Source organism: Pseudonocardia tropica, assembly GCF_040105315.1.
Taxonomy (GTDB): Bacteria; Actinomycetota; Actinomycetes; order Mycobacteriales; family Pseudonocardiaceae; genus Pseudonocardia; species Pseudonocardia alni.
Genome location: NZ_JBEDNP010000003.1, coordinates 72,316 through 91,730 on the forward strand (window position 1 = coordinate 72,316; position 19,415 = coordinate 91,730).

Here is a 19,415-nt window from a genome sequence, read left to right on the forward strand (position 1 = left end):
TAACTGTCAAGGAAGCATCTACTGTCGGAGGCGCCCGCGCCGGTCGGACGAGTCGCCGGTGGACCGGGCGGCCGCCCGGCCGCAGACCCCCGGGTGGCGCCCGGACGGGCCGGTACGGTCGACCGAAGGATCAGGCCATCCGCTGCGGGACCGGCGCCGGCAGATCGTGGAGGCCCCCGGAACGACGTCGACCCCCCGGAACCCGTGGGCGGGAGTTTCCTGGGGGTCGAACTCGAGACACTTTCCGGGTCACGCGACCGACCTCGGAAGGAGCTCCTCCGATTGGACTCGAACCAATAACCGCCCGATTAACAGTCGGGTGCTCTGCCATTGAGCTACGGAGGACCGTTCATGCCGTCCCGGATGTTTTTCCCGGCGATGGGAAGAACTCTACAACACCCCGCACAGCACTCTCGCAACCCCCCGTTCGGCCGCTGTTCCCGCAGGTCGGAGCCCCATCCGGGTGGCGGTCGGACTGCGGGCGCGGTCCGGGTACGGTCGCGGTCGGAGGTGAGGGGAATGGTCAAATTCCTCGTGGGTGTCGCGGTCGGGTACGTCCTCGGCACCAGAGCCGGTCACGAGCGCTACGAACAGCTCGTCCGCGCCTACCACCGGGCGGCGGACCACCCCGCGGTGCAGGGCGCCGCGGGCGTCGCACGGGCGGGTGTCGAGGGTGCGCTCGACAAGGTGCGCGGCGGCCAGAACACCGGCCGCTGAGGACTCGCCCCGTCCCGTGACCCGTCCCCGGGTCACGGGACGGGCGGGTCAGCGTTTGCGGGCGACCGCGAAGACGCGGCGGAACGGGAACCAGGTGCCGCCGTCGGCGCTCGGCGGGTACGCGGCCCGCAGCCGGGGTGCGAGCTCGCGGACGAACGCGTCGTAGGCGTCGTCGTCGAGGGCGTCCCGGACCGGGCGCAGGGCGGTGCCGGAGATCCAGCGCAGGACCGGGTCGTCGCCGTCGAGCCGCTGCAGGTAGGTCGTCTCCCAGGCGTCGACGTCGGCGCCCGCGGCGGCCAGGATGTCGGCGTAGCCGAGCGGGTCGAGCACGGTCTCGTTGCCGCGCAGCACGATCCGGTCGCGCCACTGCGGGAGCGTGGCGGCCTCGCGGGTCTGCACGTGTGAGGGCGCGTCGAAGTTGCCGGGGACCTGCACCGCGATCCACGCGCCGGGCGCCAGCGAGGCCATCCAGCGGCGCAGCACCTCGGGGTGCTCGGGGACCCACTGCAGCACCGCATTGGTCAGGAGCACCCCGGTGTCGCGGGGCGGGGTCCAGTCGCGCACGTCGACCTGCGCGGCGTCGACGCCGGCTGCGCGGGCCGCGGCGACCATGTCCGGGGAGGAGTCGAACGCCTCGACCGTCGCCGTCGGCCAGCGGCGGGCCAGCAGCCCGGTCAGGTGGCCGGGACCGCAGCCGGCGTCGACGACCCGGGTCAGCGCCGGGTCGGTCTCCCCCACCCGGGCCAGCAGGTCGAGGAACGGGCGGGAGCGGTGGTCGTCGAAGGCGCGGTAGAGGGCAGGGTCCCAGCTGGTGCTCACGGGCCCTCCGGGAGACGGGCGGCGATGCCCTCGGCGAGGCGACGCGCGGCGACGGGGTCGGTGCCCGGATCGGGGCGCACCTGCAGGACCAGCCCGTCGCGGCCGGGGACCCGGCGCTGCAGCACCCAGACCCCTCCCCCGGGCAGCTCGCGCCGGTTGCGGGTGCGGATGGACTGGGTGACCCGCTCCTGCACCGCCTTCGGCACCGTCCCCGGGTCGGTGAGCCGGAACCGCAGCGGGCGCCCGTCGGCGAGCAGCTCGGTGCCGGGGGCGATCTGCTCGGCCGAGGTCGGCGTCACGACCAGGCTGACCTTGTCCCAGGTGGCCTTCGCGATCTCGTGCCAGCCCAGCCGTTCCCCACCGGGCGGCCAGATCCCCCACGAGGTGACCACGAGCATCCCGCCCGGGGCCTGCGCCGTGGCGACGACGGCCTCGGAGTCGGCGAGCGCGTCGGCGACCGCGTCCGGCACCGGCTCGCGGCCGAGCAGCCGCGCCCAGAAACCCGTCACGACGCGACCCCGGACGCCTGCTCGCGCAGCTGGATCTTGTACTGCTCCAGCGGGACGAGCACGCCGAACAGGTCCATGTACTCGTCGTGGTCGGTCTCGGCGTTGGTGCGCTGCAGCTGCGACTTGAGGTCGGCGATCTCCCGCTCGACCAGGCCGAGCCGGACCCCGGCGAGGACGCCGTTGACGTAGCGGACCTCGTCGGTGTTGCGCTTGGGGAGCTCCAGGTTCTCCACGGCCAGCTCGCTGACCAGGCGCTTCACGTCGTCGCCCGCACCCTCGGCGACGACGGCGTCGAGCCAGTCCGACCCGTCCAGCCCGGCGCACACCCCGCCCGCGGCCATGATCGCCCGGTGCACCGCGGCCAGCTGCGGATGGGTGAACCCGGCCTCGGGCAGCTCGTCGAACCCGGGTCCGACGACACCGGGGATCTGCAGCGCCGCCTTGAGCGCCTCACGCTGCAGGTGCAGCTGGGTGTCGTCGCGCTTCGGGGCGGGCAGCGGGGCGCGCCGCCGGGAGCGGCCCCCCTCGGGCGACACCCCGGCGCTCTCCCGCACCCGTCGCACGACGACGGCGATGTCGTCCCAGCCGACCCAGCCGGCCAGGCGCCGCGCGTACTCGTCGCGCAGGTCCTCCCGCTTGATCTGCGCGACCAGCGGGACGGTCCGCTGCAGTGCGGCGACCCGGCCCTCGGCGCTGGCGAGGTCGTGGCTGCGCAGCTCGGTGCGGATGGCGAACTCGAACAGCGGCTCGCGCCGGGCGACGAGGTCCTTCACGGCGGCGTCGCCGTGGTTGTTGCGCAGGTCGCAGGGGTCCTGGCCGTCCGGGGCGACGGCGACGAAGGTCTGCGCGGCGAAGTTCTGGTCGCCCTCGAACGCCTTCATCGCGGCGCTCTGACCGGCCGCGTCGCCGTCGAAGGTGTAGACGACCTCGCCGCGGTCGAAGGAGTCGTCGCCGATCAGCCGGCGGATGACCGAGACGTGCTCGGTGCCGAACGCCGTGCCACAGGACGCGACCGCCGTGGTCACCCCGGCCAGGTGCATCGCCATCACGTCGGTGTAGCCCTCGACGACGACCACCTGCCGGGTCTTCGCGATCTCCCGCTTGGCCTGGTCCAGGCCGAACAGCACGTGGGTCTTGCGGTAGACCGGCGTCTCGGAGGTGTTGAGGTACTTGGCCTCGATGCCGTCGTCGTCGAACAGCCGGCGCGCACCGAAGCCGACGACGTCGCCGCCCAGGTCGCGGATCGGCCACAGCAGGCGCCGGTGGAACCGGTCGATCGCGCCGCGCCTGCCCTCCTTGGAGATGCCGGCCTTGATCAGCTCCTCGAGCGCGAACCCCTGGGACAGCAGGTGCTTGGTGACGGTGTCCCAGCCGGCCGGGGCGTAGCCGCAGCCGAACTTCTCGGCGGCGGCGGCGTCGAAGCCGCGGTCGGCCAGGAACTGCACGCCCGCGCGGCCCGCGGGGGTGGCGAGCTGCTCGGCGTAGAACGCCTGCGCCTTCTTGTTGATCTCCAGAAGACGGCTGCGGGTGCCGCGGTCGCGCTGCACCGACGACCCGCCGCCCTCGTAGGTCAGCCGGACCCCGCACCGCTCGGCGAGCCGCTCGACGGCCTCGGGGAACCCGATGACCTCCATCTTCATGACGAAGTCGATGACGCTGCCGTGCTCGCCGCAGCCGAAGCAGTGGAACGTGCCGTGCGAGGGGCGGACGGTGAACGACGGGGACTTCTCGTCGTGGAACGGGCACAGGCCCTTCAGCGAGCCCGCCCCGGCGCGGCGGAGGGCCACGTACTCCTCGACGATCTCCTCGACCCGCGTGCGGTTGCGGACCTCGGTGATGTCGGCGTCCCGGATCCGTCCTGCCACGCCGGCCAGTCTAGGCGCCCCCGGCCCGGCACCCCGGTCCGCCCGCTGCCGGTGCGACGACGTGCCCGTCCGGCTGCTCGGACGGGGCGGCGGCCGCGTCGGCCACCGCCCGGCGGCCGCGCAGACCCGGCACCCGGCCCAGCCCGACGAACATGCCGACCAGGGCGATGCCCAGGCCCAGTACCGCCTGCACGGTGAGCGGCTCCCCGAGCACGGGCACGGCGACCAGCGCCGTCGTCGCCGGGACCAGGTTGAGCAGCGACGACACGAACACCGTGGACCGCAGCCGCAGCAGCACGAACATCAGCACGAAGGCGCCCGCCGAGTTCACGACCCCCAGGAAGGCCACGGCCGCCCAGCCCGACGGCGCGCGGGGGAGCCAGTCCGCACCGAGGAACGGCCAGGCGGCCAGGGTCGCGACCAGCGAGGTCGCCATCTGGACCACGACGCTGGTCACCACGGGCGTGCTGTCGTTGAACCGCTTCTGGTAGAGCGTGCCGGCCGCCAGCGACAGCATGCCCAGCACCGGGAAGACGAGGTTGCCGCCGAGACCGGCGCCCAGGTCGTCGGCCAGCACGACGTGGACGCCGGTGGCCCCGATCAGCAGGCCCAGTACCGGTCCGACGCCCAGGCGGGTGGCCAGCAGCAACGGGGTCAGCAGCCCGACCAGCAGCGGCGCCATCCCGAGGATGAGGCTCGACAGCCCGGCGGGGACGCCCGAGGCGAGCCCGCTGTAGACGAACGTGAACTGCCCGACCTGCAGCAGCAGCGCCGTGACCGCCAGATGCAGCCAGGCCCGGCCGCGCGGCAGGCCCGGCCGCAGCACCGCGACGGCGGTGAGCATCACGACCAGCGCGATCACGAACCGCCAGAACAGGACCGCCGGGACGTCGGTGGACCCGGTCGCGATCTTGCCCGCGATGAAGCCGGACGCCCACAGCGGGACGAAGAGCACGGCCAGCACCGGGACGAGCCAACGCGAGGAGGTCACGCCGCCACTTCATCGCAGTGCTAACGACCGGGCAAGCCGGGGTGGCGGGAGCCTCACCCCCGCCGGGAGGGACCGTCCGGATCGCGCCGGGCGAGCCACGGCGCCGCCGCGACCAGGGCGAGCAGCACCAACGCGACCGTGACCCCGAGTGACCCGGCCGTGGTGACCAGGACCGACGTGAGCGTGACCATGTCGCCATCGTGCGCCCCGAACCTGTGAACGCACTCGGAGCCTCCTGGCAAGAGTCTTCACACCGAGTGACGAACACGCGGCGTGTCCGCACGGCTCCGGCGTTCGCGTTCGCGAACATCTCCGCTGTGCGTGTTCGAGGTGTGCGGGTCGCCGGGCTGCTGGTGACGATGCTGGTGATGGCCGGGTGCGGATCCCCCGGGTCGTTCGTGGACGTGCTGGACGCGGCACTCGACACCGGCGTCGTCGACGTCGGCGTCGTGGCGCCCGTGCCGCCCGGGACCGTCGAGGGTGCGGCCGCGGGCAGCGCGTCGACGACGCTGAGGACGCTGGCGGTGAAGGGCCGGGCACCGAAGACCGGCTACACCCGCGAGCAGTTCGGACGCCGCTGGGCCGACATCGACCGCGACGGCTGCGACCAGCGCAACCAGGTCCTCGCCCGGGACATGGACCGCGAGACGTTCAAGGCGGGCACCCACGACTGCGTCGTGCTCACCGGGTCGCTGCGCGACTCCTACACCGGCACCACCATCTCCTTCACCCGTGGCCAGGGCACCAGCGAGAAGGTGCAGATCGACCACGTCGTCGCGCTGTCCGACGCGTGGCAGAAGGGCGCCCAGCAGCTCGACGCGGCCACCCGGGAGCGGATCGGGAACGACCCGCTGAACCTGATCGCCGTCGACGGCCCGACCAACGCCCGCAAGGGCGACGGCGACGCCGCGACCTGGCTGCCACCGGACAACCGGTACCGCTGCGCCTACGTCGCGCGGCAGATCGCGGTGAAGAAGAAGTACAAGCTGTGGGTGACCGGCGCCGAGCGCGACGCGATCGACCGGGTCCTCGGGACCTGCCCGACCCGCGCCGTGGCCGGCGAGGCCGACGCGGGGAAGCCCGCGATCACCCTGCGCTGACGACTCCGACTCCGACTCCGACCCCGACCCGGCCCCGCCGTCCCACCGGACGGCGGGGCCGTCGGCGTCCCGGGGCCGGCAGGGTCCGGTCTCAGGGCCGGCAGAGCGTGCGGTGCCAGGCGTGCGCCTGCGGGTCGGTCAGCGTCGCCACCTGGTCGATCACCACGCGCAGCCGCGCCCGGTCGTCGGGGGCGGCCGTCCAGTCCTCCGCGCGGGCCGGGTCCAGGGCGTCGGGCCCCCGGGCGCACAGCGCGGCGACGAGGTCGTGCAGCAGGTCGCGCTGGCGGGACTGCATCTCCAGCCGCCGCGGGTCGCTCATCACGTAGCGGGTGGCCAGCGCCTTGAGCACCACGACCTCCGCCGCCGCGACGACCGGGACCACCAGGTCGGCGCGGTGCCGGGCCAGCGGTGCGTCGCCGTAGGTGTCCAGGGTCGCGTCGGTGGCGGCCAGCGCGAACCGGCCCACCAGCTCGGAGGTCATCCGCTTCATCGCGACCAGGTCGTCGCCCGCGGCGGTGGCGGCGTCGAAGCCGCGGACCGCGCGGACCACCGGCAGCGCGTCGAGCCGGGCGGCGGCCTCGGCGCAGGCGCCCTCGTCCTCGCCGAAGCGCAGCGACGCCTCCACCGCGAGCGCCGCACGCTCAGCGGGCGAGGACAGCACCGCCAGGTCCATGCGGCCGGCGTGCACCGCGTCCTCGACGTCGTGCACCGAGTAGGCGACGTCGTCGGCCCAGTCCATCACCTGGGCCTCCATGCTCCGCACCCCCGGCCGGGCCCCGGCGCGCAGCCACTCCAGGGCGGGCAGGTCGTCGGTGTAGGCGCCGAACTTGCGCTCCGCGCCGCGCCGCGCCCACGGGTACTTGGTGGCGGCGTCCAGCGTCGCCCGGGTGAGGTTGAGCCCGCCGGGGACGAGACCGTCGCCGGAGCGGGCCTTGGGCTCCAGGCGGGTCAGGATGCGCAGGGTCTGGGCGTTGCCCTCGAACCCGCCGCACTCCGCGCCCGCGACGTCGAGCGCCCGCTCGCCGTTGTGCCCGAACGGCGGGTGGCCGATGTCGTGGGCGAGCCCGGCGGCGTCGACGACGTCCGGGTCGAGTCCCAGCTCCTCGGCGACACCGCGGCCGATCTGGGCGACCTCCAGCGAGTGCGTCAGCCGGGTCCGCGGGATGCCGCTGACCTCGGCGCCCTCCCCCGGCCCGACCACCTGCGTCTTGCCCGCGAGCCGGCGCAGCGCCGCGCAGTGCAGCACCCGGGCCCGGTCCCGGGAGTAGGGGCTGCGCCGCTCGACGCGGCCGCGCTCCCCCAGCCCGGACCCCTTCGGGTCCTCGGGGTGGCGGCGCTCGGCGTCGGCGGCGGTGTGTCCCGGATCGGCCGGGGCGTGCTGGAGGGTCATCCCAGCCCGCTGCTCGCGGTGTCGACCGAGGCGTGGGTCAGCTCGTAGAACAACAGCGCGCCGGTCTCACGGTAGATGTAGCGCAGCTGCGTCTCGCGGGTCTGCACGATCGGGCCGCTGCGGGTCGGGGAGGTGTAGGCCCTCAGCCCGGCGTCGCGCGCCATGGTGCGGGCCCGCAGGCTGTGCCACGGGTCGGACACCAGCAGCGCCGAGGACCAGCCCTGCTGCCGCGCGGTCGCCGCGACCGCCTGCAGGCTGCCGAGCGTGTCCGCGCCCTCGGGCACGGCCTCGACCGCCGAGGACGGCACGCCCTGCTCGATCAGCCAGTCCCGGCTGGCCTCGGCCTCGGTGTAGCGGTCCCCGGTGCGGCCGCCGCCGACGGTGACGATCCGCGGGGCCACGCCGTCGCGCCACAGCTGCTCGGCGTGCTTGAGACGGTTGGCCAGCACCGCGCTGGGCTCGCCGTTGTACTGGGCGGCGCCGAGCACGACGACCGCGTCACTGGGGCGCTGGTCGTCGACCCGCGCGACCTGCCACACCCGCAGCGCGGTCACCCCGACCACCGCGACGAGCATGACCAGACCGCCGACGAGCAGCCGCGCGCCCCAGGTCATGCCGGTCCGCACCGGGCTGCGCACGGTGCGCCGGTCCGGGCCGGGCTCCGGCGGTGCACCGAGCCCGCGCCGCGACGAGGTGCCGGTCATCCGCCGATCCGACCGGCGGAGGAGGCGAGCGCCGAGGCCGAGCGCCCGGCGCGCAGCGCGACGACCTGGGCGACGATCGACACCGCGGTCTCGGCCGGGGTGCGGGCCCCGAGGTCGAGACCGACCGGCCCGTGGACCGTGGCCAGGGCGTCCTCGGTGACCCCGGCGGCGAGCAGCCGCTCGTGGCGCGCGGCCTGGGTGCGCCGCGACCCGAGCGCCCCGAGGAACCCCCGGCCGTGGGCGAGGCCGTCGAGCAGGGCCGCGTCGAAGGCCGGGTCGTGGTCGAGCAGCACCAGCACGTCGGCCTCGGTGAAGGCGGCGACGGCGGCGCGCGCGTCGTCGACGGTGGTGACGGTGCGGGCGCTCCAGCCGAGCAGGCCCGCCTGGGCGTGCAGGGCGGCCCCCAGCGCACCCTCGCCGACGACCAGCACCGACGGGACCGGCACCAGCAGGTCGACCAGGACCGCGGTGCCGTCGACGTCGAGCCGCTCGGTGGCCGTGGCCCCCCGGCGCAGCAACGCGCGGGCCTGCTCGGCCGCCGCGGAGGTGACCCCGCCGAGGTCACCGGTGGACTCCTCCAGGCCGGGCCCGGTGAGGACGAGGGCCGCGCCGGTGTCCACGACCGACAGCAGCGCGGCGGGCCGCCCGGCCTCCAGTGCCTCCCCCAGCGCGGCGGCGGGACCGGCGGGCAGCGGGTGGGCGAGCAGCGTCGCCCCGCCGGCGCAGGCGAGCCCGGCCGCGACCGCGGAGGACTCCCCGACGTGCGCCTCGCGCACCGTGGCCGTGCCGGACGCCGCCTCCGCGGCGAGCGGGTGCGCGGACTCGTCGAGGGCGCCGAGGTAGAGCAGGCCGCCGACCTCGCCGTCGGTGGTGCCCGCGACCAGCTGGCCGGACTCGACGGAGCCGAAACCGTGCCGGTCGAGCACCCGGACGACGCCGATCCCCGGCCCGCCGGTCACCGCCCAGCGGCGCAGGGCCGCGCCCAGGTCACGACGGGGGTCGGCCGGTGGCCGTGCCGCGGAGGAGGTCGCCGAGGTGCTCACGGTCGCCAGGGTAGCGACGGGGCCTGACGGTGAGCTGAGAACGGGCTACAGCGCGCCGCACAGGTTCAGGGTGTTGCCGTCCGGGTCCCGCACGTGGGCGACCCGCTGCCCCCACGGCATGTCGGTCGGGTCGCCGGACACCGTGCCACCGAGCTCGGCGACCCGCGGCAGGAGCGCGTCGACGTCGGTGGCCGCGCCGACCTCCGCGGAGAGCAGGAACCGCTGCGGCCCGTCCGGGGCCGACGCCTCGCAGACGACGCCGAGCCGGGCGCCCCCCAGCTCCAGCCCGAGGTAGAACGGGGCACCGTCGGCGGGGAAGCGCGCGGTCTCGGTGGCGCCGAGCAGGTCGCGGTAGAAGCGGGCGAGCCGCTCGCCGTCGCCGCTCACGAGGATCGTCTCCAGGGTCATGCTCGTACCGACCGTCGCGGCGACCCGATCTCATCGGCGACGTCGGACGAACGCCGACCGCGCGGCGGGCGCGTTCGTGCCCGTCACCAGGGTGCCGGAGGGGAGGTCAGCGCCCACCGGGAGGCCCCGGAGGTCGTCCCCGGCGCGGGGCGTGGCCGATCGGCACCGCCGACAGCACCGTCCGGCCGGCCGCGGAGCCCCGGACCACCGACCCGGAGCGGGGCGGACCGGCCTGTGTCCGGCGAGACGTGATCACGGACGGGGACGACCGGCCGCGTCGTTGCGCCACACACCGGTACCGCCGTTCGGGCCATCACCGGGTGACCACCGCGACGGCTGCCTGCCGGAACCGTACGATTCCGGCACGCGTTGAACGCGTCGAACACCCATCAGACCGCGAGTCAGGAGTCATGGACCCCACCTGCAGTCCGCGCGCCGACCGTCCCCGTGACGGCCGGCGACCCCGCATCGTCCTCGTCCCCGCCCACGCCGTGCACATCCCGGCCGGGCCCGAGACCCGGGCGGTGACCTCCCGGTGATCGGCACGATCCTCGGCATCCTCCTGGGCATCCTCGTGGTCCTCGTGATCACCGCCCTGACCGGCTACTTCGTGGCCCAGGAGTTCGGCTACATGGCCGTCGACCGCTCCCGCCTCAAGGCCCGTGCGGCCGACGGCGACACCGGAGCGTCCCGTGCCCTCGACATCACCCGTCGCACCTCGTTCATGCTGTCGGGCGCCCAGCTCGGCATCACCGTCACCGGTCTGCTGGTCGGTTACGTCGCCGAGCCGCTGATCGGCAACGGCATCGGTGAGCTGCTGGGCCTGGTCGACGTCCCGCTCGGCGTCGGTGTCGCGATCGGCACCGTGATCGCGCTGCTGTTCGCCACCGTCGTCCAGATGGTGTTCGGCGAGCTGTTCCCGAAGAACCTCGCCATCGCCCGGCCGGAGCCGGTCGCGCGGTGGCTGGCGCTGTCCACCACGACCTACCTGGCGCTGTTCGGGTGGCTCATCCGGATCTTCGACGCGGCCTCCAACCTGCTGCTGCGTGCGCTGCGGATCGAGCCGGTGCACGACGTCGAGCACTCGGCGACCCCGCGCGACCTCGAGGCGATCATCGACGACTCGAAGGACTCGGGCGACCTCAACCCGGAGTTCGCGGTGCTGCTGGACCGCGCCGTCGACTTCGGCGACCGCACCGCGCGGGCCGCGATGATCCCGCGGCCGCGGGTGTCCTGGGTCCGCGCCGACGCGACCGTCGAGAGCCTGGTCGGGCAGATGGCCGTCCAGCACTCCCGGTACCCGGTGCTCGGGCCGCCCGCCGAGGCGGCGGACCCGGAGAACGCACTGGAGCTGGTGGGCGTGGTCTGCCTGAAGGACGTGCTGGCCCTCGCCGACCGCGACGACCGGCCGTTCGACGAGGTGCTGGTGTCGGACCTGATGCGCGCCCCGGTGCTGGTGCCCTCGTCGCTGCCGCTGCCCCAGGTGCTGGCCCAGCTGCGCGCCGACGACGAGGAGCTGGCGTGCGTGCTCGACGAGTACGGCGGCCTGGCCGGCGTCATCACCGTCGAGGACGTCGCCGAGGAGCTCGTCGGTGAGATCACCGACGAGCACGACCAGGCCGGGACGGACCAGGCACTGCGGTCCGACGACGGCTGGGTCGTGCCGGGTGACCGGCACGTCGACGAGGTCGGCAGGCTGATCGACGCCGAGTTGCCCGAGGGCGACTACCAGACCGTCGGCGGTCTGGTGATGGCCGAGCTGCAGCGGCTGCCCGACACCGGGGACGCGGTCGTCGTGACGATCGCGGCCGAGAGCCCCGACGACGAGGACCGCGCACTGCGCCTGGTGGTGCAGGAGGTCGACCGGCGCGTCCCGTCGGCGGTCCGCCTGGAGTGGACCGGGCCGGTGACCGCCGGTTCCGAGCACGACAGCGACGAGCGGGAGGTGCGGGCATGAGTGCCTTCGAGATCGTGGTGTCGATCCTGCTCGTCGCGGCGAGCGCGTTCTTCGTGGCCGTCGAGTTCGCGCTCGTCGCCGCCCGGAACTACCGCCTGGAGGAGGCCGCGCTGACCTCGGCGTCGGCGCGGGCGGCGCTGCGCAGCGCCAAGGACATCTCGCTGCTCCTGGCGGGGTCCCAGCTGGGCATCACGCTGTGCGTGCTGGGGCTCGGTGCGATCACCAAGCCGGCCGTGGACCACGCGCTGCGTCCGGTCCTGGAGGGCTGGGGCCTCCCCGGCGGGGCCGCGGGGGTGGCGTCGTTCGTCATCTCGCTGATCGTCGTGACGTTCCTGCACCTGGTCGTCGGCGAGATGGCGCCGAAGTCCTGGGCGATCTCGCACCCGGAGCGCTCGGCGATCATGCTGGCGATCCCGATGCGCGGGTTCATGGTCGTCGCGCGGCCGCTGCTGCTCCTGCTCAACGGCATGGCGAACCGCTGCCTGCGCTGGTGCGGCGTCGAGCCCGTCGACGAGATGGCCTCGGGCCGCAACGCCGAGGACCTGCGTCAGCTGGTCGACCACTCGGCGAGGACCGGAACCCTGGACCAGGGGCGCCGCGACCAGCTGGTCACGGCGCTGGAGCTGGAGCGGACCCCGCTGGGCGAGCTCGCGCGCGAGCCCTCCGGGGTCGCCGCGGACGACGACGTCGCCGCCATCCAGGCGACCTGTCGGCGGACCGGGCACCTGCGGCTGGTCGTCCGCGACGGCGACACCCCGGTCGGGTACGTGCACGTCCGCGACACCCTGACCCGGGAGCCGGGGACCCGCGCCCGGGACCTGATGCGCCCGGTGCTCACCCTGTCGGCGGACACGCGGTACCACACTGCGGTGAACACGATGCGCGAGCAGCGTGCGCACCTGGCGCTGGTGGAGTCCGACGACCGCCCGGTCGGCGTCGTCACCCTCTCCGACCTGGTGGAGCGGCTCCTTCCGGAGCCGGTGTAGGAGCGACCCCGGACCGGGGACCCGAACTGCGCCCGGTCCGGGGCGGCCTGCTCCGGGTCGCCTCCCGATCACCCACGGAGGTTGCGATGACCGCTCCGACGCGGCGTCCCGCCGATCTCGACGAGACGGCGCCGGCCGGGCTCACGCCGCTCGAGGACCGCATCGGCGGACCGCTCGTGGCCTACCGGCCAGGGTCGCCCTACGCCGCGCTGACCGCCGAGCAGCTGCAGGAGGTGCGCCGCACCGGGTCCGAGCCGGGCATACAGCTGCCGGCCTGCCGGCGCTGACCCAGTCACGACGAACGCCCCCGCCCGGATCCCGGGAGGGGGCGTTCGTGGTCCGGAGCCCGCTCAGCAGCCGAGCAGGCGCGTCGCCAGGTAGGTCTCGACCTGGTCGAGGGCGACCCGCTCCTGCGCCATCGAGTCGCGCTCGCGGATCGTCACCGCCTGGTCGGTCAGGGTGTCGAAGTCGACCGTGATGCAGAACGGGGTGCCGATCTCGTCCTGGCGGCGGTACCGGCGGCCGATGGCGCCGGCGTCGTCGAAGTCGACGTTCCAGTTCTTCCGGAGCTGCGCGGCCAGGTCCTTCGCCTTCGGCGACAGGTCGGCGTTGCGCGACAGCGGCAGCACCGCGGCCTTGACCGGGGCGAGCCTGCGGTCGAGCTTCAGCACGACGCGCTTGTCGACGCCGCCCTTCGCGTTCGGCGCCTCGTCCTCGGTGTAGGCCTCGATGAGGAAGGCCATCATCGACCGGCCGACACCGGCGGCGGGCTCGATCACGTACGGCTTGTAGCGGGTGTCGGAGGCCTGGTCGTAGAACGACAGGTCGACGCCCGAGTGGTTCGAGTGCGTCGTGAGGTCGAAGTCGGTGCGGTTCGCGATGCCCTCGAGCTCGCCCCACTCCTGGCCGGTGAAGTTGAACCGGTACTCGATGTCGACGGTGCGCTTCGAGTAGTGGGAGAGCTTCTCCTTCGGGTGCTCGTACTGCCGCAGGTTCTCACGATCGATGCCCAGGTCGGTGTACCAGCGGGTGCGCTCGTCGATCCAGTACTGGTGGATCTCCTCGTCGCTGCCCGGCTCGACGAAGTACTCCATCTCCATCTGCTCGAACTCGCGGGTCCGGAAGATGAAGTTGCCCGGGGTGATCTCGTTGCGGAAGCTCTTGCCGATCTGGCCGATGCCGAACGGCGGCTTCTTGCGCGAGGTCGTCTGCACGTTCAGGAAGTTGACGAAGATGCCCTGCGCGGTCTCCGGGCGCAGGTAGGCCATGCCCTCCTCGGACTCCACCGGGCCGAGGAATGTCTTCAGCATCATGTTGAACTCGCGCGGCGCGGTGAACTGGCCGCGGGTGCCGCAGTTCGGGCAGGGCACCTCGGACAGGTCGTTCGGGTCGGCCTGCTCCGGGTCGCGGCCCTTGCGCTCGGCGAACTCCTCGGCCAGCTGGTCGGCCCGGTAGCGCTTGTGGCACGAGGTGCACTCGACCAGCGGGTCGGTGAAGGCGTTGACGTGGCCGGAGGCGACCCAGGTCTGGCGCGGGAGGATGACCGAGGAGTCCAGGCCGACGACGTCGTCGCGGCCGGTCACCATGGTCTTCCACCACTGGCGCTTGATGTTGTCCTTCAGCTCCACGCCGAGGGGCCCGTAGTCCCACGCCGAGCGGGTACCGCCGTAGATCTCACCGGAGGCGAAGACGAATCCGCGCCGCTTGGTCAGCGCGACGATGGTCTCGATCTTGGCGGAGGTGGGCTTGCTGGCCACTGGCGGTACTCCAGAGAAGGTGGTTCGGAGGTCCCCGGATACGGGGCGTCCCAGGTTACCGACCCGCCGTGCATCCCCACCCCCTGCCCCGCCCCCCACCCGCCGCGGTGGCTCCGACCGGCCGACCTCGCACAGGTTCCTGCGACCTCGCACACCCTGCAGAGGCTGCGAGGTCGCAGAACGGTCTGCGAGGTCGAGCGCTCACGCGGCACGGTCCAGGGCGCGGTGCAGGCGGGCGACGGTCGGGGCGAACGACGCCGCGCTGTGCAGGTCGGCCCACACCCAGCGCACCACCGCGACGCCCTCGGCCCGGATCGCGTCCTCCCGCAGCTTCTCCCGCCACAGGACCTCCTCGAGGTCGCCACCGGGGTCGAGCCGCCGGCCGTACTTGATGCGCCCGTCGAACTCCCCCGCCACCCGGGCCTGCTCCCACCAGAAGTCGACCCGGCCGAGGAACCGTCCCGCCGGATCCCGCAGCTCCTGCTGGGTGGCCGGTGCGGGCAGGCCGCAGGAGTGGACGAGGAGCCTGCTGCGGGTCTCCCCCGGGCCGTCCGCACCGCCGTCGGCCGCGGCGAGCACCCGGCGGGCGGCCGGGGTGCCGGGACGCCGCGCGGACCGGGCCACTGCGGCGGCGAGCTCGTCGGCGGTGACGGCTCCGGCGTGCAGCGCCGCGTCGGTGACCGCGACCGCCACGACGAAGGGCAGAGCGCGGGCCAGGTCGACGACCGTGCGCGGGACCGTCGTCACCGGGACGCCGTCGACGACGGTGATCTCGTCCGCGGCGAGCGTCGCCGCGTGGAACCGCGCCGACGGCGCCGTCCGCGCACCGCTGCGCCGGTTCCTGGTCACCTCCACCCGGTCGAGCGGGACCCGCCACAGCCCGATCCCGTGCATCGCGGCCGCCGAGACGTGGCTGAACACCGCGTCCGGGGACAGGGTGCGGACCGCCGCACGCACCGTCTGCCGGTGTCGTTCCTCCGGTCCGAGGTCACCGGCCCCGACGTACGCGCCGCGGCGCAGCCGGACGAGCCGGCCCGAGGCCCGGAGCCTGCGGAGCTCGTCGTCGCCCACGCCCGCCGCGACCAGGTCCCGGCGCAGCACCGGGGCGGGCGAACCGGGCGCCGGTCGCGGGTCGGGATCCATGTCCCCACCGTCGCCGTGCACCGGGAGCGGGGGAAGCCCGTCACCCGTCCGGCTGTGGACGGTCCCGGCTCGCGCCGGGCGTCGAGCGCGCGCTGTGGACAACCCGGCCCCCGCCGCACCTCGCACACGTTCCTGCGACCTCGCATGCTCTGCAGCGGCTGCGGGGTCGCAGGAACGTGTGCGAGGTCGGAGGTCAGCTCAGCAGGCTGGGGTGGTGGACGGGGGTGGCGCGGGGGGTCACCGTGATCAGGGACTCGTAGGTCGCCTCGGTGGTCGTGTCGGCCTCGGCCAGCAGCGGGTGCACGTGCTCACGGACCTCGAACGGCCCCAGGGCGCGCCGGTAGGCGTCCACGGAGTCGAAGCGGACGGTCAGGACCCACTGCCCGGCGTCCTCGATCGCCCGGCCCGCCTCACCCCCGCGGCAGCCCGGCCGGGCGGCCAGGAGCTCCAGGGCGCGGGCCGCGCGCGCGGTGAACGCGGCCTCCTCGGAGGGGGACACGCGGAAGCGGCAGACCAGCAGCACGGCGCGACGATAACGAACACGCCTACCATGTCGGGTGCGGCCGGCACGGCACAGCAGCGCCGGGGGGTGTGGCCGCCGCCTCCGGGGAACGGACGGGTCCACCACATGTCTGCCGCAGCCCAGACCACGCACGCACCGGGAGCCGGCCCGGGCGCGGACGACGACCACCACCCCGTGCCCGAGCCCGGCCCGACCCGCGACCCGCGCACCCTGGCCGCCGCGGGCGACCTGCTGCGGGCACTCGCCGCACCGGTCCGGATCGCCATCGTCCTGCAGCTGCTGGAACACTCCCGGTGCGTCCACGACCTGGTGGACGCGCTCGGGGTCACCCAGCCCCTGATCAGCCAGCACCTGCGGGTCCTCAAGGCCGCCGGGGTGGTCGAGGGCGAGCGGAAGGGCCGTGAGGTGCTGTATTCGCTGGTGGACGACCACCTGGCGCACATCGTGGTGGACGCCGTCGCCCACGTCGAGGAGGACACGTGACGGAGACGACCGACCGGACGACCGCGGCGACGATCGCGCAGCGGTCCACCGCCGGGCCGCGCGGCATCCGCGCCACCCGGCAGCGGGCCGCCGTCACCGCGCTGCTCGACCGCCTGGAGGACTTCCGGTCCGCCCAGGAGATCCACGAGGAGCTGCGGCGCGCCGGTGAGGGCATCGGCCTGACCACGGTCTACCGGACCCTGCAGACCCTCGCCGAGGGCGGCGAGGTCGACGTGCTGCGGGTCGCGTCCGGCGAGGCGGTCTACCGGCGCTGCGAGACCGAGCACCACCACCATCACCTGGTGTGCCGCCGGTGCGGCGCCGCCGTCGAGATCGAGGGGCCGACCGTCGAGTCCTGGACCGAGTCGGTCGCACGGCAGCACGGCTTCACCGAGGTGTCGCACACGTGCGAGATCTTCGGCCTCTGCGGCCGCTGCTCGGCGGGCTGACGCGCCGGATCAGTCCCCGCAGCCGGGGACGGCCGGCAGCTCCCGGTCCCGGGCGAACGGGTCGGCCGGGCGCGGGTCCGGGGTGGGCGCCCACCGGCCGTCGACGAGGGCGTAGGTCCAGGCCGGACCGCGCCGCGCCAGGTCGGTCAGCGCGTCGACCAGCCGGTCGACGTCGGAGGAGCCGGTGCGCAGGCCCAGGGAGGCGCGCACCGCGTCACCGCCGCCGGTGAGCCGATCCAGCAGCGGGTGCGCGCAGAACCGCCCGTCGCGGACGCCGATGCCGTACTCGGCGGACAGCGCCGACGCGACGAGGCCCGCGGGCAGCTCGCCGAGGGTGAACGAGACGGTCGCGGTGCGGTCGGCGCCGGGACCGTCGTCGAAGCAGGACAGGATCCGCAGGCCGGGGACGGTCGCCAGGCCCGCGCGCAGCCGGGCGGCGAGCTCGCGCTCGTGGGCGGGCACGGCGTCGTCGATCAGGTCCTCGAGGGTGCGGCAGGCCGCGCCCAGCGCGGCGGCGCCGAGCACGTTCGGGGTGCCGCCCTCGTGGCGCTGCGGGGCGGGCAGCCACTCGGTGACGGTGCAGCCCGGGCCGTCGACGGCGTCGTCGGCCGTGACGCCGACCGACCGGACCGCTCCCCCACCCGCGACGTGCGGCTCGGCGGCGTCGAGCCAGTCCCGGCGGCCGACGAGGACCCCGGCGCCGTAGGGCGCGTAGAGCTTGTGCCCGGACAGTGCGACGTAGTCCGCGCCCCACCCGGCCAGGTCGACGCGCCGGTGCGGGGCCAGCTGCGCCGCGTCGACGCACAACCGGGCGCCCGCGGCGTGGGCGATCCGCGCGATCTCGGCGACCGGGAGGAGCTCGCCGGTCACGTTGGACGCACCGGTGACCGCGACCAGCGCGGCGTCGGGACGGGCGGCGAGCTCGGCCCGCAGCGCGTCGAGGGTCGCAGCGATGCTGCGGCCGGCCCGCACGACCCGGTGCTCGGCGCCGCCGGAACCGCCCCGCCAGGCCAGCAGCGTCGCGTGGTGCTCCAGGTCGAGGGTCACCACCGGGCCGGGCACGGCGCGGGCGAGCAGGCCGAGCGCGTCGGTGGTGTTGCGGGTGAACACCACGACGTCCTCGGCGCGGGCCCGGACGAACCGGGCGACGTCGGCGCGGGCGTTCTCCACCAGCGCGGTGCAGACCTTCGAGGTCCAGCCGGCGCCGCGGTGCACGCTGCCGTGGTAGGGCAGCACCTGCGCGACGTGCGCGGCGACGCTCTCCAGCGCCGGCGCCGACGCGGCGCAGTCGAGGTCGCAGTAGCGGGCCCACCGGCCGTCGACGAGCGGGACGGTGAGGTCCGCACCGACGACGCGGGGCAGCGTGTGCGGGACGGGACGCGACAGGGCGAGGGTCATGATCAGGCCTCCGGCCGATCTCGGGGACCCGGCGTGGCGCACGGATCCGCGCTTGCCGACAGCGGGTGTCGCGTCGGCCCGGTCATCACCCGGGGCACCCCACCGCGGAGGAGGGTTGCCGTCCAGCGAGCCGGGGCTTGACGCTGGCACTCGTGACCTTCGGCGACGAAGCTAGCAGACCGTCTCAGAAGGAGACACCGTGACCGTCGCCACCCCGGATAGCGTCTGAACGATGACCGACACGCAACCCGCCCCGGGCACGGTACGGCGGATCGACGTCCCGGAGTCCGGCGAGCTCGCCCGGCTGGCGGCGGTGTTCGACGATCTGCAGTACGTGTTGCAGTGCTGCGAGCACCTGGTGACCGCGCTCGGTGGCCCGGAGTCCGGCCCGGTCCGGGTGGCCGCCGACCCGGCTCTGGTCGAGGCACTGTGGACGGGCGCGGTGATCGGCTACGTGCGCTGCTTCTCCGGCCGCACCACGACCCTCACGAAGGACGACCTGTCCACCCTGGAGCTCGAGGGTGACGTCACCGGGTTCCACGACATGATGTCCACGCTGCGCGACCACTACGCGTCACGGCACGTCAACCCGCGTGAGTCCTACGAGATCGGCGTCGCCCAGTCCAACGACGGCGCCCCGCGCGGTGTCGCGGTCGTCTCCACCCCGCGCCCCCAGGTCGACGAGACCACGGTGCGGCTGCTCGGCCGGGTCGCCTACAGCCTGTCCGGGCTGGTGGACGCGCGGATGACCACGGTCCAGAACGACGTGCTGGGCGTGGCGCACGCGATGTCCGCGGGCCAGCTGGCGGCGCTGCCGGTCGTGCACCTCAGCGACGTCGGGGAGGCGGACCCCGCCGGGGAGGGCTGACCGGCGTGCGGCCGTCCCGTGCATGGACCGCCGCACAACGGCTACCCGGTCACCGAACGCTCCCGACGAGAGGTGACCCCATGACATCCCGTACGACGACCGCCGACGCCGTCCGCAGCGCCCTGCACGGTCTCGGGTTCCCCGCCTCCAAGGACGACCTGGCGTGGACCGCCGAGCGCAACGGCGCCGACGCCGCGACGGTCGAGGCCCTGCGTTCGGCACCGGCCGAGGACTACACCTCGGTCGACGCCGTCGTCGCGGCCGTCGACACCGGCGACGACCAGGAGTGACCGGGCCGCGGCCGG

At 74.5% G+C, this 19,415-nt stretch carries 22 protein-coding genes, 1 tRNA gene and 1 riboswitch; of the genes, 9 read left to right on the forward strand and 14 right to left on the reverse strand.

Annotation, left to right across the window (positions count from 1 at the left end):
• Nucleotides 1–273: 273 nt before the first annotated feature.
• Nucleotides 274–345 (reverse strand) — tRNA-Asn (locus WHI96_RS05860).
• A gap of 174 nt (nucleotides 346–519) precedes the next feature.
• Between WHI96_RS05860 and WHI96_RS05865 the strand changes: the two genes are divergently transcribed.
• The gene (locus WHI96_RS05865; RefSeq protein ID WP_226365781.1) at nucleotides 520–717 is read left to right on the forward strand and encodes a hypothetical protein; all 198 of its coding nucleotides are present in this window, start codon (nucleotides 520–522) and stop codon (nucleotides 715–717) included.
• Between the two features lie 48 nt (nucleotides 718–765).
• Here the strand turns inward: WHI96_RS05865 and WHI96_RS05870 are convergent, their stop codons facing one another.
• Genes WHI96_RS05870 through WHI96_RS05890 form a run of 5 tightly spaced genes read right to left on the reverse strand, consistent with a single transcriptional unit; the run spans nucleotide 766 to nucleotide 5,092 of the window.
• Nucleotides 766–1,536, reverse strand: coding sequence for a trans-aconitate 2-methyltransferase (locus WHI96_RS05870; RefSeq protein WP_345642185.1), 771 nt, complete (start codon nucleotides 1,534–1,536; stop codon nucleotides 766–768).
• Complete coding sequence (locus tag WHI96_RS05875; protein WP_345642188.1) at nucleotides 1,533–2,045, reverse strand: hypothetical protein; 513 nt, start codon at nucleotides 2,043–2,045, stop codon at nucleotides 1,533–1,535. Before WHI96_RS05875 ends, WHI96_RS05870 begins: the two co-directional genes overlap by 4 nt.
• Complete coding sequence (dnaG, locus tag WHI96_RS05880; RefSeq protein WP_345642191.1) at nucleotides 2,042–3,910, reverse strand: DNA primase; 1,869 nt, start codon at nucleotides 3,908–3,910, stop codon at nucleotides 2,042–2,044. Before dnaG ends, WHI96_RS05875 begins: the two co-directional genes overlap by 4 nt.
• A gap of 10 nt (nucleotides 3,911–3,920) precedes the next feature.
• Nucleotides 3,921–4,901: a DMT family transporter gene (locus WHI96_RS05885; RefSeq protein ID WP_345642194.1), complete on the reverse strand. Its 981-nt coding sequence runs from the start codon at nucleotides 4,899–4,901 to the stop codon at nucleotides 3,921–3,923.
• A gap of 53 nt (nucleotides 4,902–4,954) precedes the next feature.
• The gene (locus WHI96_RS05890; RefSeq protein ID WP_345642197.1) at nucleotides 4,955–5,092 is read right to left on the reverse strand and encodes a hypothetical protein; all 138 of its coding nucleotides are present in this window, start codon (nucleotides 5,090–5,092) and stop codon (nucleotides 4,955–4,957) included.
• 126 nt (nucleotides 5,093–5,218) lie between these two features.
• On the opposite strand from WHI96_RS05890, the gene WHI96_RS05895 reads away from it, so the two are divergent.
• On the forward strand, nucleotides 5,219–6,001 hold the full coding sequence (locus tag WHI96_RS05895) for an HNH endonuclease family protein (RefSeq protein WP_345642200.1): 783 nt from the start codon (nucleotides 5,219–5,221) through the stop codon (nucleotides 5,999–6,001).
• A gap of 91 nt (nucleotides 6,002–6,092) precedes the next feature.
• Here WHI96_RS05895 and WHI96_RS05900 read toward each other — a convergent pair whose 3' ends face one another.
• The 4 genes from WHI96_RS05900 to WHI96_RS05915 all read right to left on the reverse strand — a co-directional run bounded on the left by WHI96_RS05900 (nucleotide 6,093) and on the right by WHI96_RS05915 (nucleotide 9,546).
• On the reverse strand, nucleotides 6,093–7,391 hold the full coding sequence (locus tag WHI96_RS05900; RefSeq protein ID WP_345642201.1) for a deoxyguanosinetriphosphate triphosphohydrolase: 1,299 nt from the start codon (nucleotides 7,389–7,391) through the stop codon (nucleotides 6,093–6,095).
• Complete coding sequence (locus WHI96_RS05905) at nucleotides 7,388–8,005, reverse strand: YdcF family protein (RefSeq protein ID WP_345642945.1); 618 nt, start codon at nucleotides 8,003–8,005, stop codon at nucleotides 7,388–7,390. The genes WHI96_RS05900 and WHI96_RS05905 overlap by 4 nt, the downstream gene beginning before the upstream one ends.
• A gap of 86 nt (nucleotides 8,006–8,091) precedes the next feature.
• On the reverse strand, nucleotides 8,092–9,138 hold the full coding sequence (locus tag WHI96_RS05910) for an XdhC family protein (protein WP_345642204.1): 1,047 nt from the start codon (nucleotides 9,136–9,138) through the stop codon (nucleotides 8,092–8,094).
• Nucleotides 9,139–9,183: 45 nt separating this feature from the next.
• Nucleotides 9,184–9,546 carry a VOC family protein gene (locus WHI96_RS05915; RefSeq protein WP_345642206.1) on the reverse strand — a complete coding sequence of 121 codons (363 nt, stop codon included), beginning with the start codon at nucleotides 9,544–9,546 and terminating at the stop codon, nucleotides 9,184–9,186.
• A 535-nt stretch (nucleotides 9,547–10,081) separates the two neighbouring features.
• Here WHI96_RS05915 and WHI96_RS05920 point away from each other — a divergent pair.
• The 3 genes from WHI96_RS05920 to WHI96_RS05930 all read left to right on the forward strand — a co-directional run bounded on the left by WHI96_RS05920 (nucleotide 10,082) and on the right by WHI96_RS05930 (nucleotide 12,776).
• Nucleotides 10,082–11,503 (forward strand): hemolysin family protein, encoded by a 1,422-nt coding sequence (locus WHI96_RS05920; RefSeq protein WP_345642213.1) that lies wholly within the window; start codon nucleotides 10,082–10,084, stop codon nucleotides 11,501–11,503.
• Entirely contained in the window at nucleotides 11,500–12,489 is a 990-nt protein-coding gene (locus WHI96_RS05925; protein ID WP_345642216.1) for a hemolysin family protein, read from the forward strand. The genes WHI96_RS05920 and WHI96_RS05925 overlap by 4 nt, the downstream gene beginning before the upstream one ends.
• Nucleotides 12,490–12,575: 86 nt before the next feature.
• On the forward strand, nucleotides 12,576–12,776 hold the full coding sequence (locus tag WHI96_RS05930) for a hypothetical protein (protein ID WP_345642219.1): 201 nt from the start codon (nucleotides 12,576–12,578) through the stop codon (nucleotides 12,774–12,776).
• Nucleotides 12,777–12,839: 63 nt separating this feature from the next.
• Here WHI96_RS05930 and WHI96_RS05935 read toward each other — a convergent pair whose 3' ends face one another.
• The 3 genes from WHI96_RS05935 to WHI96_RS05945 all read right to left on the reverse strand — a co-directional run bounded on the left by WHI96_RS05935 (nucleotide 12,840) and on the right by WHI96_RS05945 (nucleotide 15,912).
• The gene (locus WHI96_RS05935) at nucleotides 12,840–14,246 is read right to left on the reverse strand and encodes a glycine--tRNA ligase (RefSeq protein ID WP_345642223.1); all 1,407 of its coding nucleotides are present in this window, start codon (nucleotides 14,244–14,246) and stop codon (nucleotides 12,840–12,842) included.
• Nucleotides 14,247–14,447: 201 nt separating this feature from the next.
• Nucleotides 14,448–15,389, reverse strand: coding sequence for a type IV toxin-antitoxin system AbiEi family antitoxin domain-containing protein (locus WHI96_RS05940; protein WP_345642226.1), 942 nt, complete (start codon nucleotides 15,387–15,389; stop codon nucleotides 14,448–14,450).
• Between the two features lie 193 nt (nucleotides 15,390–15,582).
• On the reverse strand, nucleotides 15,583–15,912 hold the full coding sequence (locus WHI96_RS05945; RefSeq protein WP_345642229.1) for an antibiotic biosynthesis monooxygenase: 330 nt from the start codon (nucleotides 15,910–15,912) through the stop codon (nucleotides 15,583–15,585).
• Nucleotides 15,913–16,017: 105 nt separating this feature from the next.
• Here WHI96_RS05945 and WHI96_RS05950 point away from each other — a divergent pair, with 105 nt between their 5' ends.
• Together WHI96_RS05950 and WHI96_RS05955 are read left to right on the forward strand one after the other, a co-directional pair.
• Entirely contained in the window at nucleotides 16,018–16,395 is a 378-nt protein-coding gene (locus tag WHI96_RS05950) for an ArsR/SmtB family transcription factor (protein ID WP_345642232.1), read from the forward strand.
• Nucleotides 16,392–16,844 carry a Fur family transcriptional regulator gene (locus WHI96_RS05955; protein WP_425571537.1) on the forward strand — a complete coding sequence of 151 codons (453 nt, stop codon included), beginning with the start codon at nucleotides 16,392–16,394 and terminating at the stop codon, nucleotides 16,842–16,844. Before WHI96_RS05950 ends, WHI96_RS05955 begins: the two co-directional genes overlap by 4 nt.
• Nucleotides 16,845–16,853: 9 nt before the next feature.
• Here WHI96_RS05955 and WHI96_RS05960 read toward each other — a convergent pair whose 3' ends face one another.
• On the reverse strand, nucleotides 16,854–18,242 hold the full coding sequence (locus tag WHI96_RS05960; protein WP_345642235.1) for an aminotransferase class V-fold PLP-dependent enzyme: 1,389 nt from the start codon (nucleotides 18,240–18,242) through the stop codon (nucleotides 16,854–16,856).
• Nucleotides 18,243–18,285: 43 nt separating this feature from the next.
• Nucleotides 18,286–18,400: riboswitch (SAM riboswitch) on the reverse strand.
• A 74-nt stretch (nucleotides 18,401–18,474) separates the two neighbouring features.
• Between WHI96_RS05960 and WHI96_RS05965 the strand changes: the two genes are divergently transcribed.
• Nucleotides 18,475–19,110 carry a hypothetical protein gene (locus WHI96_RS05965; protein WP_345642237.1) on the forward strand — a complete coding sequence of 212 codons (636 nt, stop codon included), beginning with the start codon at nucleotides 18,475–18,477 and terminating at the stop codon, nucleotides 19,108–19,110.
• An 80-nt stretch (nucleotides 19,111–19,190) separates the two neighbouring features.
• The gene (locus tag WHI96_RS05970) at nucleotides 19,191–19,400 is read left to right on the forward strand and encodes a DUF2795 domain-containing protein (protein WP_345642240.1); all 210 of its coding nucleotides are present in this window, start codon (nucleotides 19,191–19,193) and stop codon (nucleotides 19,398–19,400) included.
• Nucleotides 19,401–19,415: the final 15 nt, after the last annotated feature.

What these genes read in the sequence shown, in the direction of transcription:
- WHI96_RS05950 (WP_345642232.1), top strand. Translation starts at nt 16,018, where the DNA reads ATGTCTGCCGCAGCCCAGACCACGCACGCACCGGGAGCCGGCCCGGGC.
- WHI96_RS05900 (WP_345642201.1), bottom strand. Translation starts at nt 7,391, where the DNA reads ATGACCCTCCAGCACGCCCCGGCCGATCCGGGACACACCGCCGCCGAC.
- WHI96_RS05940 (WP_345642226.1), bottom strand. Translation starts at nt 15,389, where the DNA reads ATGGATCCCGACCCGCGACCGGCGCCCGGTTCGCCCGCCCCGGTGCTG.
- WHI96_RS05890 (WP_345642197.1), bottom strand. Translation starts at nt 5,092, where the DNA reads ATGGTCACGCTCACGTCGGTCCTGGTCACCACGGCCGGGTCACTCGGG.
- WHI96_RS05915 (WP_345642206.1), bottom strand. Translation starts at nt 9,546, where the DNA reads ATGACCCTGGAGACGATCCTCGTGAGCGGCGACGGCGAGCGGCTCGCC.
- WHI96_RS05930 (WP_345642219.1), top strand. Translation starts at nt 12,576, where the DNA reads ATGACCGCTCCGACGCGGCGTCCCGCCGATCTCGACGAGACGGCGCCG.
- WHI96_RS05960 (WP_345642235.1), bottom strand. Translation starts at nt 18,242, where the DNA reads ATGACCCTCGCCCTGTCGCGTCCCGTCCCGCACACGCTGCCCCGCGTC.
- WHI96_RS05905 (WP_345642945.1), bottom strand. Translation starts at nt 8,005, where the DNA reads ATGACCTGGGGCGCGCGGCTGCTCGTCGGCGGTCTGGTCATGCTCGTC.
- WHI96_RS05965 (WP_345642237.1), top strand. Translation starts at nt 18,475, where the DNA reads ATGACCGACACGCAACCCGCCCCGGGCACGGTACGGCGGATCGACGTC.
- WHI96_RS05925 (WP_345642216.1), top strand. Translation starts at nt 11,500, where the DNA reads ATGAGTGCCTTCGAGATCGTGGTGTCGATCCTGCTCGTCGCGGCGAGC.
- WHI96_RS05970 (WP_345642240.1), top strand. Translation starts at nt 19,191, where the DNA reads ATGACATCCCGTACGACGACCGCCGACGCCGTCCGCAGCGCCCTGCAC.
- WHI96_RS05865 (WP_226365781.1), top strand. Translation starts at nt 520, where the DNA reads ATGGTCAAATTCCTCGTGGGTGTCGCGGTCGGGTACGTCCTCGGCACC.